Raw genomic sequence first — 19322 nt, forward strand, 5'->3', positions numbered from 1 at the left:
CTTTGTCCCCGTCATTCGACAGTTTATTCTAGAAAACGTAACAGAAGCTACTTTCGCTTGACCATAGTTTCGTTTTGCTGTCAATGCGTAACTCCTATGAGTTTAAAGCGTCGGCAGTTTTTGCTGTTTTTGGGTGCGGCCGCTGGGTCTACCGCGATTGGATCTTTGGGCGGCTCTTTAAATTCGCAAGCACAGGGAAAGATCGCCTCTAGTCGTGTGGCAGAGGGCACTGCGATCGCCGCCACCCCGCCCGCTCCCTTTTCACCGGTAAAGGGGCCTATGCCCTATGGCGCAGTCAAGATCAGCGCTGAGCGGCAGCCGATGGCATATGCCGACTATGCCATTCAAGATGACCTGGTACTGCCTGAAGGCTTTACCTACAATGTGATTGCCGCTTGGGGAGATCCCGTTGGCGACTCTCGATTTGGCTATAACAACGACTATCTTTCCTTTATCCCGACCGGAGCAGACGAGGGCTACCTCACAGTCAATTTTGAGTACATCAGTGCGGAAACTTGGGAGCAGACCTACCCGGCGGTGATTGGCCAATCTCTACCGTTTGAAGAAGTGCTGGCGGCATTAGCGGCGACAGGCGATGAGGTCGATGCGTTTACTCTGGCCGATGGCACGCTGCTCAAGACTCAGATCGAGGAAATTTCTAAAGCGGCGCTGCTTGACCAGGGAATGGGCGTGATCTTTGTGCGGCGGCAGGCCGACAGTAGCTGGATGCGAGTGGCGGCTGAGAGCGATCGCCGTATCTCTGGCATCTCTGGACTAGAAGACGACCGCTATCTCCAGACCACTGGCCCCGCTGCTGCGGTCTTTACCAAAACTGAAGTCAACGGCTACACCGATGGCTTAGGCGACCAGATTATTGGGACTTTTGGTAACTGCGCTGGCGGAACTACGCCTTGGGGTACCGTTCTCAGTGCTGAAGAGAATATTCAAAGCCAGGTGCCCGAAGCAGTTTACGGCGATGGCTCCGCTTTTTCGCCCAGTGAAAAGGTCTTTGATAAGGGCTATGACGGTCAGGGCAATGTCTTAGGGCTAGCGGGCAATAAGTATGGCTGGATTGTAGAAGTTGACCCGAGCAACGCAGATGACTACGGCACCAAGCACACCTGGCTGGGGCGCTACCGCCATGAAGCAGTCGGTACTCGGGTAGAAACGGGTAAACAGCTGGCCTTTTACTCGGGATGCGATCGCCGGGGCGGACATCTCTATAAATTCATCAGCGCAGGCACCGTCAGCGACCCCACCGACAAAGCCAATTCCCAACTGCTTACCGACGGCATGCTCTATGCCGCCAAATTCAACGCCGACAGCACTGGTAGCTGGATTCCATTGACTCTAGAGACACCGGTCAATCCGATTTTGCCCAGCAGTGTCGTTGGGGAGATGGTTCCCCTGCCTAAACGCCCCGAAGGCGGCTTTGAAGAAATCGAAGACGACGCGGTTGTCAATGCCTTTAAAGGCAACTTTGCGACCTTAGGCGACCTGTACGAAGGTAGCGATCTAGAAAAGCAGGGGGCAATTTTGATTGACGCTCACTTTGCTGCCAACGCCGCTGGTGCGACCGCCACCGCTCGGCCTGAAGATACAGACGTGGCTAAAGATGGAACACTTTTTATCGCCTTTACCTCAGGCACAGCAGGGGGTGATGGCGGACCCGACAAAGCCATTTTCACTGGCCCTAAAGGCGAGCCAGACTATGAGGCGGGTTGGATCATGAAGCTCATTGAAGCCAACAATGATCCGGCGGCCCTGACGTTTAATTGGGAAATGTTTGCCACAGGCGGCGAACCCGCAGAGGGCGGCATCGGCTTTGCGAATCCAGACAATCTGGAGTTTGACAGCCAGGGCGACCTTTGGGTGGTCACTGACATGTCAACGAGCACACATAACAACGCCGTTCCTCAGCGTCAGGATGAAGCAGGTAAAGCACTGAGCGATAAGGATTTGCTCGGGCTATACGGCAACAACTCTCTCTGGCAAATTGCTTTAGACGGGGAAACTGCTGGAGAAGCCAAAATGTTTGCCTACGGTCCGATGGAGTGTGAACTCACTGGCCCGTTCTTCACAGCCGACGGCACGACTCTGTTTTTGGCAGCTCAGCACCCTGGCGAGCGCAACGGCACTCGACAAGCGATGGCCGTTGAAACTCGTGAATTTGCCTTAAAGACGACGGCGGGAGAGGTCTTTATGCAGTCGCGTGAAGTACCTATCGGCTCGAACTGGCCAGACCGGAGCGAAAGTGCAGCCCCTAAGCCCGCCGTAGTGGCTATTCGCCGAGTAGAACCCGGCGCCGTGATCTAGCGCAGCGGAAGTCAGAAGCGCTGTTTTGAGAAACGAAAGCGGGGCGATTACATCCTCCCCGCTCACTCAATCTACCGCGCTATGATGGTGAGCGCCGCTTTCATAGGTGCTGCTGTGACGCTATCTGCCACCCTCTGGCATGCCAATCAGGACTTAGCCGAAGCCGCTTTGAGCCATCCTTTTGTTCAGGGCATTGGCGACGGGTCATTGGCAAAGGAAAAGTTTGCCTACTACGTCGGGCAAGACGCCTTCTTTTTGGAGGCGTTTGCGCGGGCCTATAGTATTGCCGCTGCTAAAGCGCCCGACTGGCAGAGTTTTCAGGTTTTTCACAGCCTGGCAGCCGGCGTTTTGCAAGAGCTGCACCTGCACCAGAGCTATGCCCAGTCCTGGAATGTTGATATTACAACGGTAGAACCCGGCACAGCGACTCGTCAGTACACCGATTTTTTATTAGCAACAGCCTGGAGCCAGCCAGTGGGCATTACCGCTGTGGCGATGGCTCCCTGTATGCGGCTCTACGCCTACCTGGGTCAGGCGCTGGCTAAAAACGGCATGCCCTCACATATTTATAAAGACTGGATTGCGACCTATAGCAGCAATGAGTTTGAACCACTAGCTCAGCAGCTAGAAGATTTGGTCGATCAGCACTCACCCGAGACAGCGCTGACCCACTCGACTTATCGCTATGCTATGACTTGTGAGCGCGATTTCTTTCAGGCAGCGTGGCAGCGCTAGCAAACTATACTGATGGATTGGCAAACTCGTAGCTTTCCTTCACCGTCCACATTTGGCCGCTGTGAATAAGTAGCGTCAGCTGACCAACTGTGAAGTCAAAATGGATTTCCTGATGCTGAAACACCGACCAGGCTTGACGAAACATATTGGGCTTGAGATCGCGAAAGGCAACGGTCAGGTGAGGGATAAAGGAGCGGTTGCGATCGCGCTCACTCACTAGCCCGACCCGATCTTCTAAATAGGCGAGCAGATCAGGCTGAATGGTCATCAGGCGATCGCTCTTCACCACGTTGATATAGATCACATGCGGCTTAAACGCGCCAAAGCCCTCTAGCGTTATCGGCACGGGCGGCTGACTGGCCGCAAAATCGCTCAGCGTACTCGCTAGCTCAGGCAGCTCGGCAACGGGCCATTCAAACGGGGCCAGCAGCGTAATGTGGGGCGGTGAGCGAAAGGCGGCTTTGCTAGCATAGCGATCGCGCATCACAGCTTTCACTTGATTCGCTCGCACCCGCACCTCTTCGGGAGGCAGCAGAGCAATAAAAAATCGCTTCCGGCTTGAAGAAATCAAATCCGATTTTTCATTAAGTCCCACAGATTTGCTGTTGCCCATAGAATAATCTGATAAAAGCCCAGAGTAGTGGCATGAGCATGGCCGCGTCGGGCTATAGACGCATTGGATGATTAGCGATGGCCTGGTTTGTCAAAATTGAGCGTGGCATCGTTAACAAGCTCCGGTTTGATCGGTTTGTAGCTGCCCATGTTGACTACGTTAACAGCTTGATCGCAAATGGACATCGGGCTCGCAGCGGATATTGGGCAGAGCGGGGGGGCGGCATGCTGATTTTTGAAGCCGACTCCTTAGCTGCCGCCAAAACCATCATTGAGGCCGATCCCTTAGTGGCCAATCACTGCGTAAACTATGAGCTACATGAGTGGTGCATCGTCGCCGAGTCTACGTCCTCGCCTGCTCCCCTGCCTGCTCCCGATTGAGTACCATAGGGGATATGGCCTCACTGCTGTGTAGCCTTGTCTAAATTTCCAAAGTAGCACTGCTGCTTTCTTCTCGCCCCTTAAAGACCGATTTTCTATGGCCAAACAGAGTCCAAATAGCGGCGGCGGCATCAAAATTGCTGCCGATAATCGACAGGCCCGCTACCAATACGAAATTTTAGAAACCTACGAAGCGGGTGTCGCCCTGACCGGCACTGAGGTCAAGTCGATTCGCGCTGGCAAAGTCAACCTGCGAGACGGGTTTGCCAATGTCAAGCGCGGCGAAGCATGGCTGCACAATGTGCATATCTCGCCGCACAGCATGACCAGCCTGGCCTACAACCACGAACCTCGCCGCGTGCGCAAACTGCTGCTGCACAAGCAGGAAATTCGCAAGCTAATCGGTCAAACTGAGCAGCAGGGCCTGACGCTAGTTCCCCTCAAAATGTACTTCAAAGACGGTCGGGTGAAAGTGAGCATCGCCCTGGGTCGGGGTAAAAAGCTGCACGATAAGCGCGAAAGCCTGAAGAAAAAGCAGGATAACCGAGAGATGGCCAGAGTCGCGAAGGGTAATTACTGATCGGTGTCCGGTGTCGTCAGGTCGCCTATTATTCGATCTGAGCTAATTATTGAGTTGCCCGGTCTAACGCTGCCACCACCTGTTCATAAATCGCTTCAGCTTCGCGGTGCGTATTGCCGATGCAGGTGAGGCCAAGCTTGCCGTGCTCGCTCAGACAGCCCATCAAATGAAACACAACGCCAACCCCATCAATGGCGCTAAAGTGCAGCTGCTCACCCATAATGATGTCCATCAGATCGTTAGGCAGTAGCCCTCGATAGGCATCTTTTTGCAAATTGTCAGAAGCCCGGTAGTACTTTGCCTGACCATTTTTGGTGTAAAACTTGCCGTCTTCGCAGCTGTAGGCTCCATTGGTCATCAGCTTTAAGGCCATGAAGGGATGCGTTGTGCCGCCCTTGCGCAGATTGATTTCGATGGCGTGTAGCTGCCAGGGCTCAGCCTGTTGCGGCTGATTTACCGCTATAAAATCGACGCTGTAGCGCTCTAGTGCGCCTTTTGCCGCCAGGTTTTCGCCGACCTTACGGCCCATCTCCTGAAGCGCCAGCCGGTAGGCATCGTCAGCCGGGAAAGTACAGCCTAAGAAAATTTGGCCATCGGGGCCGCCCAGTACCTGATCGTGGGTCGAGAGAATTTCGACCTCGCCCTGAGGGGTGACCCGCCCCTGCACGCTGGGAGAGTACTTTTGCTCTCCTTCGATGAAGGCTTCGGCGATCGCCCCCAATTCCTCAATTTTCAGCTCAAAAGATTCCCAGGTTTCGGTATCACACTGGTAGCGCAGTTGGGGCATCGCTGCTCTGATGGCCGCCGCCCGCTCCGAATGGTCGGCCTTGCCAGGCGCAACATCAGCTAAGGGCGCTAGCAATAGTAGCGCATTACCCTCTCCAGAAAACCCTTCATTCAGCTTAATGACGATCCGCTGCAGCTCGGGTTGCCGCTCCCACAGCGCCGCTGTGACTTCTGCTAACTCTGTTGCACTGTGAGTCAGCTCACTGCCATCGGGAAGGGGCAACCCGCACTCTGCAAAAATTTGCCGACTGCCGCTCTTCGTACCCCAGTGCAGCAGATCGGGATCAACTGCCAACAGCGGCAAGTTCAGCGTTAGCGCCAGTTCTTTCTCTAGCTCAGTAGAGTTGTAGCAGGTCATGTAGGCTTCACCGGGCTTAATTCTGTCCCGAATGCGCTGAATCAACCGGGGGCGAGCCAAGATCTTTTCTGAGAGCGGTCGCAACGAAGAGTCGTAGGTTGAAAAAAGGTCGAGGCGATCGCGCGCATGAGAGCTAGGGATACCCGGCAGCAGCTCTAAATAGTAGTCCACAATGCTGGGGTGCAGCGGCTGAGAGGTCACATAGATAATGCGCGTCTCAGGGTTGCGCAGCCGAATCAGTGAAAACAGCAACCGCTCTTCGTAGTGATGCACGCCTTTAATTTTCATCAGTTCAGACTGAGCCAGGCTGAGAGAAGGCACTACTAAAATCTGCCGGGGCCGCCGGTCAAACGCATCTATTGACTGCCAGCGATTTGCGAGCTGAGCCTGCAACTGGTGAAATCTTTCAGCCGCGGCTTCAGGCTCTGGCCCAGTGCCCTGAGTCTGACTCACCGGAAAAATTGCTTCGGCAGTGACCATAGGGCCTCCTCTGTATCTGTGCGATCGCGCTAACTTCTAAAGCTTAATACGCGCAGCGGCTGAATCTTTCTCTCTAACGGCTAAATCCACGACCCCAGGCAGAGCCTCGCAACAAAACATAAAAAAAGTCGGCGCGATCCAATTCAACCACGCCGACCTATTCACTTAGGAGAGTTCAATACCTTAGGAATACTTTCACACGGATACTTTGGAATAATATTTAGCAGAGTTCTGTAGAGAGTGTTTCTGATAGTGACGACAGTTCATCTTGCTCACCCGGCTGAGGTTGCAGATAAACGATCATTTGCTCTACCCCGCGCTGAATGCGGCGAGTCACCGTCATCGGGCTGACGCCAATCCGCTCGGCCACTTCCTTACGAGAAAGCCCCTTGAAAAATACAAACTCAATTGCTGAGCGAGTTTTCTCCTCTAGCTGATTCATCGCCCGCTGGATCTGCTGACGATCTTCTTCTAGCCCTTGCAGCAGCTGATAGTGCGCGTCCGGCAAGGTATCACCCAAGGTAATGCTCGAATCAATCTGGTGACATACCGTAGCATCCAGGCTCAGCGGCATCCGGTTTTTATTCGCAAGCTTTACCTGCCGCCATTCCTGCACAGACACTTCTAGCGCTGCTGCCATCTCAATATCAGAAGGCTGACGACCGTACTCACGAATTAGTTCAGATTGCCGCTTTTGACCTTCCTTTTGCAAGTCTTGCCAGCGACGGGGAATCTTAACGGTAGTGCCGCGATCGCGCAAAAAATGCAGCATTTCGCCGCGAATGTAAGGCACTGCAAAAGAGCTAAAAGCACACCCCTGACTCGGGTCAAAACGCTCAATCGAACGGATCAGCCCAATGTAACCAATCTGCTCAAGATCTTCATACGGCTCAGCGCACTGATGGCTGACCCGATGCGCAATTTTACGAACTAAGCCAGCGTTCAGCCGCACCAGTTCATTACGCAGCCGAACCGAACGATCTTGCTTATACTGCATGAGCAATTCCATGCCACGAGAACGAAGCTGTGCCGATTTTGAAGAAACCATAGTAACTGCAGGATTTTCTGCGTCGAAGCGGTGCGTGAATTAAACTCATTCTCGGGAAGAGGCCCTTAGCTCACCATCGTTGAAACACGGTAGTCACTCAGGGCACCCCACCGATACTTAGGCGGATCCACGCATAGAGACACAAATCAAACACGCACCACACCGCCGGCAAAGTGTCTCGCAGAGCCGTTTCCTGCTGCGCCGTTCAGTAGATATCCGGAATATGTTTGCCGCTCGGCTAATTTATTTCCCCCACTCAGACCCGGCCTGACATGCCTGAATCGGCCTACTTTCATACGGGGTTTCTACGTAAATTAACCGCACGCTTTTAGCACCGCTCCATCCCAGAAATCGCAGTAGATCAGAAATCGCAGTAGATTTTTCCCGAAGCGCAAAACGATTCTCAAAACCGTGAGGTTGAACCAATACGACCCGAGCAATCTGATTGAGTCGATTTGACTAGGTCACCAGCCAATGTCGAAAAGTAGGCGAGAGAACCGTAATCGTCAGATGGCAATGAATTCAGTAAACTTTATAAACAGAAACTCTATTCTTTGAGAGCGCTTATCTATATGAGCAACACCAGTAATTTTCGTAAGGCGATCAGCGACGCTAAAGGTCAGGCGCTAGTTGGCCCCAATGTGATCGCCAATGCGCTGCCTTTTGTTGGCGGTGGTCTCATCCTCACCGCAGCAGGCACCTTTGGCGGATTAAATGTGCTGGGGGCCAACCCTAGCCTGTTTATGACCACCTTTTTCGTTGCCTTAGTAGCCGAGATTGCCCTATTTTTCGTGGCCCGTGGCATTGCGCTTAAGGGCAACAATGGCGTAGCGCTGCCGTTACTAGCTACCTACAGCTTGCTGTCGGGCTACACGCTGAGCGGTTTGGTCTCGGTGGCTTTGCAAAGCAGCGGTGTCGGTATTCAGGGAGTTGGGTTTGCGGCCCTCGCCTGCGGTATCACCTTTATCGCCGCGCGTCCGATTGGGTCTAATCTGTCTGAAGAAGACGGTATGGCGCTGACTAAAACCGTCCAGCTAGGGATCTTAGCCCTGCTGGTTGTGATTGTTGGTCAGTTTGCGCTGAGCTTCTTCGGAGTGTACGCGCCTAATTTTCTTGAGATTGCAATTTCGGCCATTGGTGTGATTTTGTTTGTCGGCGCGGCGGTGGTAGATTTCTTTGTGCTGCCTCGCACCTATCGCGACGACCAGGCGATACCGGCAGCGCTGTCGATGTATCTGACCTATATCAACCTGTTTGTCTTTATTCTCCGACTGTTGATTGCCATTAACGGCAGAGATTAACGGCAGCAACTAATCGGCAAAGCCCCCTCCCCCTAACCGTATGTTTGATACCACCACACTCAAACGAGAGCTAGAATCGATCTCTGAGCGCCTGGGCAAAGCTCAGGACTACCTTTGACGTACCGGCTCTCAATGCCAAGATCAGCGATCTAGAGCAGCTGGCAGCACAGCCTGATTTTTGGGATGACCAAGAAAGCGCTCAGCAGCACCTGCAAGATCTGAACGATTACAAGTCGAGCCTGGCACAAGTGCAAGGTTGGGCCAGCAGCTTTGAAGATGCTGAGGCGATCTTAGAACTGCTGGAAGCAGAGGCCGACGAAAGTCTGCTGACAGAATCTAAAAAAACTGTCAGCAGACTCAACCGTGAGCTAGACCAGTGGGAGCTGCAGCAGCTACTCTCGGGCACTTACGACAAATCAGGCGCGGTACTGACGATCAACGCAGGGGCAGGGGGCACCGATGCTCAAGACTGGGCGGAAATGCTACTGCGAATGTATACCCGCTGGAGTGAGCAAAATGGCTATCGCTTTGAGCTGGTAGAAAAGTCTGAAGGTGATGAGGCCGGGCTGAAGTCAGCGACCTTAGAAATTGAAGGGCGCTATGCCTATGGCTATCTCAAAGGGGAGAAGGGCACTCACCGACTAGTGAGAATTTCTCCCTTTAATGCCAATGGCAAACGGCAAACTAGCTTTGCTGGCGTTGAGGTGATGCCCATTCTCAATAACGATATTGAGCTGGATATTCCTGACAAAGATCTAGAGGTGAAAACCTCACGGTCGGGCGGTGCGGGCGGCCAAAATGTGAACAAGGTGGAGACGGCGGTACGGATCACTCACCTGCCAACTGGCCTTTCGGTGCGGTGTACTCAGGAGCGATCGCAGCTTCAAAACAAAGAAAAAGCCCTGGCCCTGCTCAAAGCTAAGCTGCTAGTGATTGCCCAAGAACAGCGCACGCAGGCCATTGCCGACATTCGCGGCGACATCGTAGAAGCCGCTTGGGGCAACCAAATCCGCAACTACGTCTTTCACCCGTACCAGATGGTCAAAGACCTGCGCACCAGCGTAGAAACCACCGCTGTCTCTGATGTGATGGATGGCGATTTGGAGGCGTTCACGCAAGCGTATCTCTTGCAGGAAAATCAGCTGCTGGAAGAAAGCACTGTGTAGACTGTAGGTATCTGATAAGTATTTCCGCTAAACATTGCCAAACATTATGAGCACTGACAAATCAGTGGCCACTGCGCCCAAACCCTCACCGCTTGATGAGCCACCGCCAAGCTTTATTAAGCTAGCCATGCGCAATATGGTCAAAAAAGGGGGCACGTCGCTCTATCACTTTTTCCTCTCATCGGTCGCGCTAATCGGATTGTTTGTTGGCTTGGCCTACCTGACCCGATAAGGCAGGTATAAAGCAGGTATTGAGAAAAGCAGTATGTCTATCAACTTATTATCGACGGTTCAAGTAGAGGCTTTTGTCGATGGCTGCGCAGTTGAGCAGGTAGCGGGAGGAGCGATCGCTCACTATCAAACCTGGCTACAGACCTGGATTAGCGACCTCGACCCGCAGCTCTCTCCGCTCAACGCCTACGAGGTCAGTCTGCGGCTCACTGACGATGCCGAGATTCAGCAGCTCAATACCGACTACCGGCAGCAGGCGAAGCCAACCGACGTGCTCTCTTTTGCCGCGCTAGAAGCCCACGTGCCCGGCGCAGAAAGCCTATATGAGCAGCAGCCGCTGTACTTGGGCGACATTATTATCTCAGTAGAAACGGCGGCTCGCCAAGCGCTAGAAAGCGACCATTCCCTGATTAAAGAGTTAGCCTGGCTGACAGCTCACGGGCTGCTGCACCTATTGGGCTGGGACCATCCGGATGAGGTCAGCCTGACCCAAATGTTAGACAGGCAAACTCATCTGCTAAGCCTGATAGAACTAGCCTGATTAAAACCTGACGAGTTGGGCTAAGCAGCGTAGCATAAGAGAAGCTAATAGGACATGCTTACCTATGTTTTCTCGCGATAGTCAGTTTTCCGGTGATAGCGAATCTGCCGATACCCAACTCGTGCACGATTCTGAGCTAGCGCGCCACAGTGAGAAAACTGCTGAAGTGGCCGCCTCTCTAGCTGAGCGATCGCAATCCTGGCAAATCGCCCCTAACCTTTTCACCAGCTTCAAGTATGCTTGGGCGGGCATTGCCTACGCTTTTCAAACCCAGCGGAACTTCAGAGTACATACGAGCATCGGCGTTCTCGCTATTATCCTGTGCTGGGCGCTTCAGGTTAGCCACGTCGAAGTCGCCGTTATCTGCCTGACCATTGGCGCGGTGCTGGTGATGGAAATTCTCAACACCGCCCTTGAATCACTCGTCGATCTCACCGTTGGCCAGACCTATCACAAACTGGCAAAAGTAGCCAAAGACTGCGCTGCTGGAGCCGTCCTCATGGCTGCTATCGTGGCACTGCTAATTGCGGTACTGATTTTTGCGCCCCCACTCTGGGATAATTTACAAACCTACCTAGCCTGAGTCATTTGGGGCAGGTCAGGTAAAACCCTCACTGACTCTTCAGCCGCTGGCAGGCTACCTATGATTTTAGTCATTGATAACTACGACAGCTTTACCTACAACCTGGTGCAGTATCTGGGTGAATTGGGCCAAACCCTGAGCGTCGCCCGCGAGATTGAAGTGTTTCGCAACGACCAGATCACTTTGGAAGAGATTAAAGCCAAAAAGCCTAGCGGCATCGTGATTTCTCCGGGGCCAGGCACTCCCGATAGCGCAGGCGTATCACTGAAAATCATTGAGCAGCTAGGCCCGCAGATTCCTATCCTCGGTGTTTGCTTAGGTCATCAAAGCATTGGGCAAGTCTATGGCGGTAAAGTAGTCAGCGCTCCAGAGCTAATGCATGGCAAAACGTCTCCGGTGCGCCATAACAATACGGGCGTTTTTGCCGGACTAGCCGATCCTCTCACCGCCACCCGCTACCACAGCTTGATCATTGATCGAGATACCTGCCCTGACGTTTTAGAAATCACTGCCTGGGTAGACAATGGCACCATCATGGGCGTTCGTCATCGCGACTACCCTCATATTCAGGGCGTGCAGTTCCATCCTGAGAGCGTGCTCACCGAGAGCGGGAAAGATCTGCTGAGAAATTTTCTAAAAGACCTCAACTAACTGCCCTCGGAACTATCCGCCTTAACGAACTGGCCTACTGATTATGTGCTGAAGGGCACGCGATGCGGCAGGATATATAACACTTGTGGAAAATTTGATAAGGAAATCATGAAACGGCGACACCTGTTGAAATACGCCAGCGCGACGTTTGTCAGCACTCTGGGATTGGGGCTCGTCTCTAGCTATCAGTCTTACCAGGCTCAAAGCAATAGTCAAAGTGGCTCGCTGGCGATTACGGCGCTTGGCCACACTGCTTTTTTGTTTGCAGGCGGCGGTCAGCGCATTTTGGTTAATCCGTTTAAGGCGGTTGGCTGCACAGCTGGCTACAAAGAGCCTGCGGTCGATGCGGGGCTAGTTTTGCTCAGCAGCCGGCTATTTGACGAAGGCTTTTTAACAGATCGCTATGCCAGTACGCAGGTGATTGACGAACCGGGCGACTACACCGTCAATGGCCTGGCGGTGCAGGGAATCAGTATGCCGCACGACCGCCTGAACGGGCGGCGCTTTGGCTCCAACGTGGCCTGGGCTTGGACTCAGGCTGGTGTCAAGGTGGTGCATCTCGGCGGCGCAGCGGCTCCGATTTCTATCGAAGATAAAATTTTGCTTGGACGCCCGGATGTTTTGCTGGTGCCGGTAGGTGGTGGGCCTAAAGCTTACACACCAGCAGAAGCCGTAGAAGCGGTGCGATCGCTCAATCCTAAAATTGTGATTCCGACTCACTATCGCACTCAAGCGGCTAATGCGGAGACTTGCGACATTGTCGGCGTGAGTGAATTCATCGCACTGATGTCAGGCACGCCGGTTACGCAAGGCGACAATTCGCTCACCGTCAGCGCTAGCGGCCTGCCTAGCAGCGGTATGCGCATCGAAGTTTTAAGCTATGCTTTTTAGGTTGCAATTTTTAACCGTCTAAAAGTCTATGCAGAGTGAGTATCGTCAGCGTCGGCAGGCTGTGCTGAAGGCCATTGGTCAGGGCACTGCCATATTTTGTAGTGCGCCGATGGCGGTCATGCACAATGACGTGGACCATCTATTCCGGCAAGATAGCGACTTTTTCTACCTGACGGGTTTTAATGAGCCTGGCGCTGTAGCGGTACTGACCTCTAGTCATGATGAGCATAAGTTTGTGCTGTTTGTGCAGCCCAAGGATAAGGAAAAGGAAACCTGGAGCGGCTATCGTACGGGGGTAGAAGCGGCTAAGGAGCGCTACGGAGCCGACGAGGTTTATCCGATTGATGAGCTGGATGAAAAGCTGACGCCGTATGTGATGAAGGCGTCCCGGCTGTACTATCATTTTGGCCGCGATCGCGCCTTCAATGACCGGGTCATCAGCCTGTGGCAGCATCTACTCAGGAAGATGACGAAAAAGGGCGAAGGGCCGGTCGCCATAGAAGACGCTAAGCTGCTGATGCAGCAGTTTCGTCGGGTAAAAAGTCCGGCTGAACTAGAGAAAATAAGGCAGGCGATCGCCATCACTACAGAAGCTCATAATACCGCCCGAGACATGGTCAGACCGGGTCTCTACGAATACGAAATTCAGGCGGTCATCGAGAATATCTTTCGCAGGGAAGGCGCTCTAGGGCCAGCCTATCCGTCGATTGTCGCGGGCGGTAAAAATGCCTGCATTCTGCACTACGTAGAGAACAACCAGCCGCTGCAAGATGGCGATCTGCTGCTGATTGACGCTGGCTGCGCCTATGACTATTACAACGCCGATATTACCCGCACGTTTCCGGTCGGCGATCGCTGCTCCGAAGAACAGCGCATCCTTTACGATCTCGTACTTCAGGCCCAGCTAGCCGCCATCGAACAGGTACAGCCTGGCCTGCCTTTCAATGCTTTTCATGACGCCGCTACGAAGGTGATTACTGCCGGGCTAGTCGAGCTAGGTCTGCTCAAAGGGGACGTAGACAAACTCATCGAAGAAAAAAAACACAAAGCTTTCTTTATGCACGGGACGGGTCACTTTTTGGGCCTAGATGTCCACGACGCCGGCATCTTGCGTAACCTCGATAAAACCTGGCAGCCCTTTGCCCCTGGCAACGTCGTCACCGTAGAACCAGGCATCTATATTTCGCCTAACTATGAGCCAGAAGAGGGCCAGCCGGTGATTGAGGATCGCTGGCACGGCATTGGCATTCGGATAGAAGACGACTTGCTTGTCACCGAAACCGGCCATGAAGTGCTAACGTCGGGAGTTCCCAAATCTCTGGACGTATCTACTAAAGCATTAGCGGCCAGTCATTAATCAAAAGACTTGAAGATCGTATCAAATTTTCTGATGAAACTCATTCTGTTGTGAACAACACAGTAGGATGCAAAAAGTTTATCAGTCGGTATAGCTTTAGTCGCCCTGCTAAAAGCCAGTCAGCGAGCCATTCGGTATTAAGGAAGCAAATAGTGAGATTAAATCGTCTACTGCCCGGACTCTCTTTGGTGGGAGCCCTTCTCTTAGCGCTGCCCGCCGAAGCGGCCAGGCTACAGTTCTGGCGGTTTGATACTGAAGCGAACCAGCTGACTTTCACCACAGATGACCGCATTCAGCCCACTGCCCAGCTGCTCTATAATCCGACTCGTCTCGTTATAGACTTGCCGGGGACTGCGCTGATCACACCCGAAACCCAGACTTTTGAAGGGGCTATTAAGGAGATACGGACTAGCGAACTGGATACCGGCACGACTCGCCTCGTCGTTGAGTACAATTCAGGCTATACAGTCGATCCTAGCCAGTTACAGGTTCGCGGCGAAAGCGCGCGGCAGTGGCTTGTGCAGTTGCCTGATGCGCTCTCAGCCAATAGCGACAGCAGCCCGGTCGCCGACACAGCTGAAAGCAGCGTTACCGGTCAGCTAGCTACAGGGAGCGACACCCGAATTCAGAGGATTTTAGCAACCGCAGACGGGTTCTTTATCAGCACAGATGGTGCAGCGCCTCAGCTAGAAGTTAGCCGCTCTGAAGAAAATGGGCAGCGCTATATTACCCTGACGTTTGCACAGGCAAGGGCGGCTTTGAGTCTGCGATTGCGCCTCCCAGTCAATCGCTACAGCGTTACGAACTGGCAAATAGGCCCGGTCTCAGACGATCCAACCAGCGCTCAGGTCACGCTGGCATTGGGGGAAACAAGTCCAGATTGGGAGATCTCCGCCACCCCAGAGGGCGTAGTGATTTTGCCCAAAGATGTCTCGATCAGCAGCATTCCTGACGAGAGGGAAGAAACGGCTGAACCAGCCCCTACAGTCGCCCCCACAGTCACAAGGACACCGCCCACGCCCGTATCGCAGCCCGTACCACAGCCAGCCACCCCACGTCAGCTAGCGCCTGATGAACTGCCAACCTTGCCAAACGGTCGGTTTACTGTCGTGATTGACCCCGGACATGGAGGACGCGACCCCGGCGCTGTTGGCATTGGGGGTCTGCAAGAAAAAGTCGTGGTCAACGACATTGCTCCGCAGGTGGCCGCTATTTTGCGTGAGCAAGGCGCTAATGTCGTCATGACCCGAGACAGCGACTACGAGCTTGATCTGGCCCCTCGCGTACAGATTGCTGAACGGGCTAACGCGACGGTTTTCGTCAGCATTCACGCTAATGCCATCAGCCTGAGCCGCCCTGAGGTCAACGGTTTAGAGACGTTTTACGCATCCGATGCGGGCCAGCGATTTGCCAATACCGTTCACGCTACGGTGCTGAATACGATGGGGATGCGCGATCGCGGGGTGCGCAGCGCGCGCTTTTACGTGATTCGCCAAACCTCAATGCCCGCTATCTTGGTCGAGACAGGCTTTGTGACGGGCGCAGAAGATTCGCCTAATCTGGCAGATCCGGAGTGGCGATCGCGGATGGCTAGAGCGATCGCCCACGGCATTTTGCTACATCTGCAAAACGGTGTATAGAATTGCCTGTCGAGCAAAGCCCACATCTACTTCGTTTCGGGATGCTTAACCGCTTCGCAGGAAACACCCAAGTTGCCTAGATAGCGAATCATCTGATGCAGTCGGCCAAAATCTCGCTGGTTAAAATGCAGTGCCAGCCGAGGCAAATCAGCGGTCTCATCGTCGCGTTCGAGATCAAAGGCACCGACCTCGCGAATTTTGCCCTGCTTGAGAATATCTGCAAACTCTTCATTCAGCCGGTCGATGCCGCCGGGAGAGAGCGGTGCTTTAAGTCGCATCACCAGCTGATCGCCGACATATCGACTGGAGTGATACACCCGGTAAAAGCTTTCAATCGACTCTAGGGCATCGTCGATGCTGTCAGTGAGATGGTAGAGACTCGTATCATCCCGGCTAATCAACCCTTGATCTAGCAGCCGGTTGCGCACATAGTGATCCCAGCTTTTCCAATAGTCGCCGCCGGGTCGGTCGATCAGGACCACTGGCAGCGGCCCGGCTTTTCCGGTCTGCATCAGCGTCAGGCACTCAAAGCCTTCGTCTTGGGTGCCAAACCCACCGGGGAACAGAGCGAGCGCATCGCTTTCTTTCAGAAAAAACAGCTTGCGGGTAAAGAAATACTTAAAGTCCACCAGCTTGGCGTCTCCCGCCATCACCGGATTGGCTCCCTGCTCAAAGGGCAGCCGAATATTCAGGCCAAAGGAGTGATCGCGCCCGGCTCCCTCATTGCCGGCTTGCATAATGCCAGGGCCAGCGCCAGTCATCACCATGAAGCCTTGCTTCACCACCCGCCGAGCAAATTCAGCCGCCATCTGATATTCCGGCTGGTGAGCGGGCGTTCGGGCCGAGCCAAAGATCGTGATCTTACGAATGTGACGGTGGGGAAAGAACGACTTAAACCCTTCCTCCATATCTAGCAGCGAATGACTCAAAATCTTCCAATCGAGTCGTTCCGCTTCCTGCTCAGCCATCCGCACCAGCGTCTCAAAAATCTCCTCAATCAGTTCCCCGTGCTCTGTATGGTGCAGACGGTCTAGCACGCGGAGAACATTCGCGCGCAGCTGAGTACTAGAGCGATCGCTTGAGCTGCGATCTGAATTTTGAGAAGTGGAAACATCCATAGTGCGTGTCAGTAAAAATCGTCAGTTCCTGAAAGTGGCTACATTTTAAGCTGGAACCCCCCCCAACTCTCAGTAGCTTACGAAAGAGGCAGCGTACCAGCCATCGCGTTCAAGCCGTGATATCAATGCGCCCCACCTAGGCAGATGCAGACAAAGCAAAGGCCCTAGCCGTTGCCAGAGCCTTCTTCTCAGAATATCTGTTCGAACCTGGCCAGGTGCCCTTGCTAAAATATTTTCCCTAATCAGGCTGAGCAAAAACCGCTTCGATTACAAAGACCCGCTGCTTAGCAGTGGTTCTTTGTGTTGTGTAGCCAGCAGTGTTTTGTAGCCAGCAGTGTTTTGTAGCCAGCAGTGTTGTGTAGCCGGCAGTGTTTTGTAGCCGGCAGCGTTTTGTAGACAGCGGTGATCTATAGATACTTCTCTAGCGTGTTGGCCAACGTTGTCTTAGGCACAGCCCCGACCACCATGTCTACTCGCTGACCGCCCTTAAAAATCATCAGCGTCGGAATACTGCGGATGCCGTACTGACTAGCTACGCTGGGGTTTTCGTCAGTGTTGACCTTCACTACCTTAACCTGACCATCGTACTGCTCAGAAATTTCGTCTACGACGGGAGCAACCATGCGACAAGGACCGCACCAGGGTGCCCAAAAATCTACCAAGACTGGTGTCTCACTCTCTAGAACTTCTTGCTTAAAGGTCGAATCGGTAACCTGTGCGGCTGACATTCTTTAAAATCCTTGTCTCTCATGTACTGAGATCTTACCATAGCTAAAACCCATCGCTAAAACCTACCCCTGCGGCGAACCCGGCAATTTGTTTGATTGAGGAGGTGAGCGATCGCCACAAAGCAGGCCGTCACCTACTAAGACCGCCCAATTTAAAGACACTGCCTTTTAAATAAGGAACCGCCCAAACCCGAAGATTTGGACGGAGTGTGGTGTGAGGAGTGAACGGAAACTTGCGTCTCCGCTTACACCTAATTGTAAGAGACTCTTAGTAATTTGCCACCGCTTTCCAATGATATCGGAGAAAAGTCTTAGAAATTAGCGACGATTACCGATGGTTTCTTCATCCTTAAGTAATATTTGCGCGTAACTACTCGCGTAAATTTACTTACCCATTCCTAACTGCTGAGCCTTTTGATAAACCTTACCTTCTGTTAGCAGCGAGGGAGCGATGACGATGTCTACCTGCTGCATCTCTTTAATGTCTTTTGCGCCTAGTGTGCCCATACTGGTTTGCAGCGCCCCTAGCAGATTGTGAGTACCATCGTCTAGCTGAGCCGGGCCGCGTAAGATTTGCTCTAGCGTGCCGGTTGTCCCCACCTGAATTCGCGTACCGCGAGGCAGCACTGGGCTCGGCGTTGCCATACCCCAGTGAAACCCTCGCCCCGGAGCTTCTTTAGCTCGCGCAAAGGGAGATCCGATCATCACCCCGTCTGCGCCTGAGGCAATACATTTACAAATGTCGCCCCCCGTAATTAAGCCACCATCTGCAATCACAGGCACATACTGACCTGACTCCCGCTGATAGTCATCTCTGGCGGCGGCGCAGTCTGCTACCGCTGTCGCCTGCGGAATGCCAACGCCCAAGACGCCCCGAGAAGTGCAGGCCGCGCCTGGCCCAATACCCACTAGCACACCCGCTGCGCCTGCCTGCATGAGCTGCAGCGTGACTTCGTAGGTGACGCAGTTGCCCAGCAAGACGGGCATGGGCATCTCCTGACAAAACTTCGCTAGATCCAGCGGAGAAACTGACTGAGGAGAGAGGTGATCGGTTGAAACGACCGTTGCCTGAACAAACACCATATCTGCGCCTGCCGCCGCGACGATTTGGCCAAACTTGGCAGCGCCAGCGGGCGTCAAGCTAACGGCAGCGATTCCGCCTTGATCTTTGATTTCGCCGATTCGCTTTTGAATCAGCTCGGGCTGCACTGGCTGGGCATAGAGTTCCTGCATGAGCGGAACGAACTCCGTCTTGCCGACCGCTGCGATTCGATCTAAAACCGGCTCGGGATCTGCGTAGCGGGTCTGAATGCCTTCTAAGTTAAGGACGCCGAGCGCGCCTAAGCGAGAGAGTTCGACGGCCATCGTGACATCGACGACGCCATCCATAGCGCTAGCAATAATCGGGATTTCACGGGTGATTTGGCCAATTTGCCACTGGGTGTCTGCCAGCTGAGGGTCGAGTGTTCTAGCGCCAGGCACCAGGGCAATTTCATCAATTCCGTATGCGCGCCGCGCTGTTTTACCACGACCAATTTGAATATCCACGTCCGTACTTGTCCCAAGGAAGCATCTAGCTAGCGTAGCAAAGAAAGAAATCGATTGCGTGCCGGGTTTGATTCACGGGTATTGAACAATACGGACTAAGCGATAGACAGAAGGCATTTACCCCCAGGCCGCCTCAGCCGCTGCTAGATCGGCTCATGCGATCGCAGCAAATCTCTCGATATCTCTCGACATTTATAGAGTTCAGCAAAACCAGTAAGATGCTTAGATACTCTCAATGGATTTTTCACGCTTAGCTGACTGCCTAACTGAT

The 19322-nt window shown here is 53.4% G+C and carries 19 protein-coding genes; 13 read left to right on the top strand and 6 right to left on the bottom strand.

Annotation, left to right across the window (positions count from 1 at the left end):
- Nucleotides 1–96: 96 nt before the first annotated feature.
- Both CKL79_RS02540 and CKL79_RS02545 read left to right on the top strand, forming a co-directional pair.
- Nucleotides 97–2316: an alkaline phosphatase PhoX gene (locus tag CKL79_RS02540; RefSeq protein ID WP_121968019.1), complete on the top strand. Its 2220-nt coding sequence runs from the start codon at nt 97–99 to the stop codon at nt 2314–2316.
- Between the two features lie 114 nt (nt 2317–2430).
- On the top strand, nt 2431–3051 hold the full coding sequence (locus CKL79_RS02545) for a TenA family protein (RefSeq protein WP_121968181.1): 621 nt from the start codon (nt 2431–2433) through the stop codon (nt 3049–3051).
- A 4-nt stretch (nt 3052–3055) separates the two neighbouring features.
- On the opposite strand, the gene CKL79_RS02550 is transcribed toward CKL79_RS02545, so the two are convergent.
- Entirely contained in the window at nt 3056–3622 is a 567-nt protein-coding gene (locus CKL79_RS02550) for a 2'-5' RNA ligase family protein (protein WP_205878973.1), read from the bottom strand.
- Between the two features lie 119 nt (nt 3623–3741).
- On the opposite strand from CKL79_RS02550, the gene CKL79_RS02555 reads away from it, so the two are divergent.
- Nucleotides 3742–4044 (top strand): YciI family protein, encoded by a 303-nt coding sequence (locus CKL79_RS02555; RefSeq protein ID WP_121968020.1) that lies wholly within the window; start codon nt 3742–3744, stop codon nt 4042–4044.
- Between the two features lie 97 nt (nt 4045–4141).
- Nucleotides 4142–4624, top strand: a complete 483-nt coding sequence (gene smpB, locus CKL79_RS02560) for an SsrA-binding protein SmpB (RefSeq protein ID WP_121968021.1) — start codon at nt 4142–4144, stop codon at nt 4622–4624.
- A gap of 46 nt (nt 4625–4670) precedes the next feature.
- Here smpB and CKL79_RS02565 read toward each other — a convergent pair whose 3' ends face one another.
- A complete protein-coding gene (locus CKL79_RS02565; RefSeq protein ID WP_121968022.1) occupies nt 4671–6248 on the bottom strand; it encodes a peptide ligase PGM1-related protein in 1578 nt (525 codons plus the stop codon).
- Nucleotides 6249–6468: 220 nt separating this feature from the next.
- Entirely contained in the window at nt 6469–7296 is an 828-nt protein-coding gene (locus CKL79_RS02570) for an RNA polymerase sigma factor SigF (RefSeq protein ID WP_121968023.1), read from the bottom strand.
- Between the two features lie 572 nt (nt 7297–7868).
- Here CKL79_RS02570 and CKL79_RS02575 point away from each other — a divergent pair.
- The 9 genes from CKL79_RS02575 (at nt 7869) to CKL79_RS02615 (ending at nt 15657) form a co-directional block, all read left to right on the top strand.
- Nucleotides 7869–8597 (top strand): Bax inhibitor-1 family protein, encoded by a 729-nt coding sequence (locus CKL79_RS02575; protein WP_121968024.1) that lies wholly within the window; start codon nt 7869–7871, stop codon nt 8595–8597.
- 40 nt (nt 8598–8637) lie between these two features.
- Nucleotides 8638–9763, top strand: a protein-coding gene (prfB, locus tag CKL79_RS02580; protein ID WP_121968025.1) for a peptide chain release factor 2 whose coding sequence is annotated in 2 segments (ribosomal slippage) — nt 8638–8712 and nt 8714–9763 — 1125 coding nt in all. Because the reading frame shifts where the segments join, the coding sequence is not laid out codon by codon here.
- Nucleotides 9764–9809: 46 nt separating this feature from the next.
- Complete coding sequence (locus tag CKL79_RS02585) at nt 9810–9995, top strand: DUF3285 domain-containing protein (RefSeq protein WP_121968026.1); 186 nt, start codon at nt 9810–9812, stop codon at nt 9993–9995.
- Between the two features lie 33 nt (nt 9996–10028).
- A complete protein-coding gene (gene ybeY / locus CKL79_RS02590; RefSeq protein WP_121968027.1) occupies nt 10029–10535 on the top strand; it encodes an rRNA maturation RNase YbeY in 507 nt (168 codons plus the stop codon).
- A gap of 64 nt (nt 10536–10599) precedes the next feature.
- Nucleotides 10600–11118 carry a diacylglycerol kinase family protein gene (locus CKL79_RS02595; protein WP_121968028.1) on the top strand — a complete coding sequence of 173 codons (519 nt, stop codon included), beginning with the start codon at nt 10600–10602 and terminating at the stop codon, nt 11116–11118.
- A 60-nt stretch (nt 11119–11178) separates the two neighbouring features.
- The gene (locus CKL79_RS02600; protein WP_121968029.1) at nt 11179–11769 is read left to right on the top strand and encodes an aminodeoxychorismate/anthranilate synthase component II; all 591 of its coding nucleotides are present in this window, start codon (nt 11179–11181) and stop codon (nt 11767–11769) included.
- A 108-nt stretch (nt 11770–11877) separates the two neighbouring features.
- Nucleotides 11878–12660, top strand: a complete 783-nt coding sequence (locus CKL79_RS02605; RefSeq protein ID WP_121968030.1) for an MBL fold metallo-hydrolase — start codon at nt 11878–11880, stop codon at nt 12658–12660.
- A 28-nt stretch (nt 12661–12688) separates the two neighbouring features.
- Nucleotides 12689–14017, top strand: coding sequence for an aminopeptidase P N-terminal domain-containing protein (locus tag CKL79_RS02610; protein WP_121968031.1), 1329 nt, complete (start codon nt 12689–12691; stop codon nt 14015–14017).
- A 152-nt stretch (nt 14018–14169) separates the two neighbouring features.
- Nucleotides 14170–15657 (top strand): N-acetylmuramoyl-L-alanine amidase, encoded by a 1488-nt coding sequence (locus tag CKL79_RS02615; protein ID WP_170943939.1) that lies wholly within the window; start codon nt 14170–14172, stop codon nt 15655–15657.
- A gap of 26 nt (nt 15658–15683) precedes the next feature.
- On the opposite strand, the gene CKL79_RS02620 is transcribed toward CKL79_RS02615, so the two are convergent.
- The 3 genes from CKL79_RS02620 to CKL79_RS02630 form a co-directional block, all read right to left on the bottom strand.
- Entirely contained in the window at nt 15684–16775 is a 1092-nt protein-coding gene (locus CKL79_RS02620; protein WP_121968032.1) for an LOG family protein, read from the bottom strand.
- Nucleotides 16776–17182: 407 nt separating this feature from the next.
- Complete coding sequence (gene trxA, locus CKL79_RS02625; protein ID WP_121968033.1) at nt 17183–17503, bottom strand: thioredoxin; 321 nt, start codon at nt 17501–17503, stop codon at nt 17183–17185.
- 384 nt (nt 17504–17887) lie between these two features.
- Complete coding sequence (locus CKL79_RS02630; protein WP_121968034.1) at nt 17888–19051, bottom strand: GuaB3 family IMP dehydrogenase-related protein; 1164 nt, start codon at nt 19049–19051, stop codon at nt 17888–17890.
- Between the last annotated feature and the right edge of the window lie 271 nt (nt 19052–19322).

Source organism: Leptolyngbya sp. BC1307, assembly GCF_002286735.1.
Taxonomy (GTDB): Bacteria; Cyanobacteriota; Cyanobacteriia; order Phormidesmidales; family Phormidesmidaceae; genus Phormidesmis.

Bases quoted from the DNA above. Each gene is read 5' to 3' on its own strand.
- CKL79_RS02565 (WP_121968022.1), bottom strand. From the start codon at position 6,248: ATGGTCACTGCCGAAGCAATTTTTCCGGTGAGTCAGACTCAGGGCACT.
- trxA (WP_121968033.1), bottom strand. From the start codon at position 17,503: ATGTCAGCCGCACAGGTTACCGATTCGACCTTTAAGCAAGAAGTTCTA.
- CKL79_RS02555 (WP_121968020.1), top strand. From the start codon at position 3,742: ATGGCCTGGTTTGTCAAAATTGAGCGTGGCATCGTTAACAAGCTCCGG.
- CKL79_RS02620 (WP_121968032.1), bottom strand. From the start codon at position 16,775: ATGGATGTTTCCACTTCTCAAAATTCAGATCGCAGCTCAAGCGATCGC.
- CKL79_RS02610 (WP_121968031.1), top strand. From the start codon at position 12,689: ATGCAGAGTGAGTATCGTCAGCGTCGGCAGGCTGTGCTGAAGGCCATT.
- ybeY (WP_121968027.1), top strand. From the start codon at position 10,029: ATGTCTATCAACTTATTATCGACGGTTCAAGTAGAGGCTTTTGTCGAT.
- CKL79_RS02585 (WP_121968026.1), top strand. From the start codon at position 9,810: ATGAGCACTGACAAATCAGTGGCCACTGCGCCCAAACCCTCACCGCTT.
- CKL79_RS02540 (WP_121968019.1), top strand. From the start codon at position 97: ATGAGTTTAAAGCGTCGGCAGTTTTTGCTGTTTTTGGGTGCGGCCGCT.
- CKL79_RS02600 (WP_121968029.1), top strand. From the start codon at position 11,179: ATGATTTTAGTCATTGATAACTACGACAGCTTTACCTACAACCTGGTG.
- smpB (WP_121968021.1), top strand. From the start codon at position 4,142: ATGGCCAAACAGAGTCCAAATAGCGGCGGCGGCATCAAAATTGCTGCC.
- CKL79_RS02605 (WP_121968030.1), top strand. From the start codon at position 11,878: ATGAAACGGCGACACCTGTTGAAATACGCCAGCGCGACGTTTGTCAGC.
- CKL79_RS02575 (WP_121968024.1), top strand. From the start codon at position 7,869: ATGAGCAACACCAGTAATTTTCGTAAGGCGATCAGCGACGCTAAAGGT.
- CKL79_RS02595 (WP_121968028.1), top strand. From the start codon at position 10,600: ATGTTTTCTCGCGATAGTCAGTTTTCCGGTGATAGCGAATCTGCCGAT.
- CKL79_RS02570 (WP_121968023.1), bottom strand. From the start codon at position 7,296: ATGGTTTCTTCAAAATCGGCACAGCTTCGTTCTCGTGGCATGGAATTG.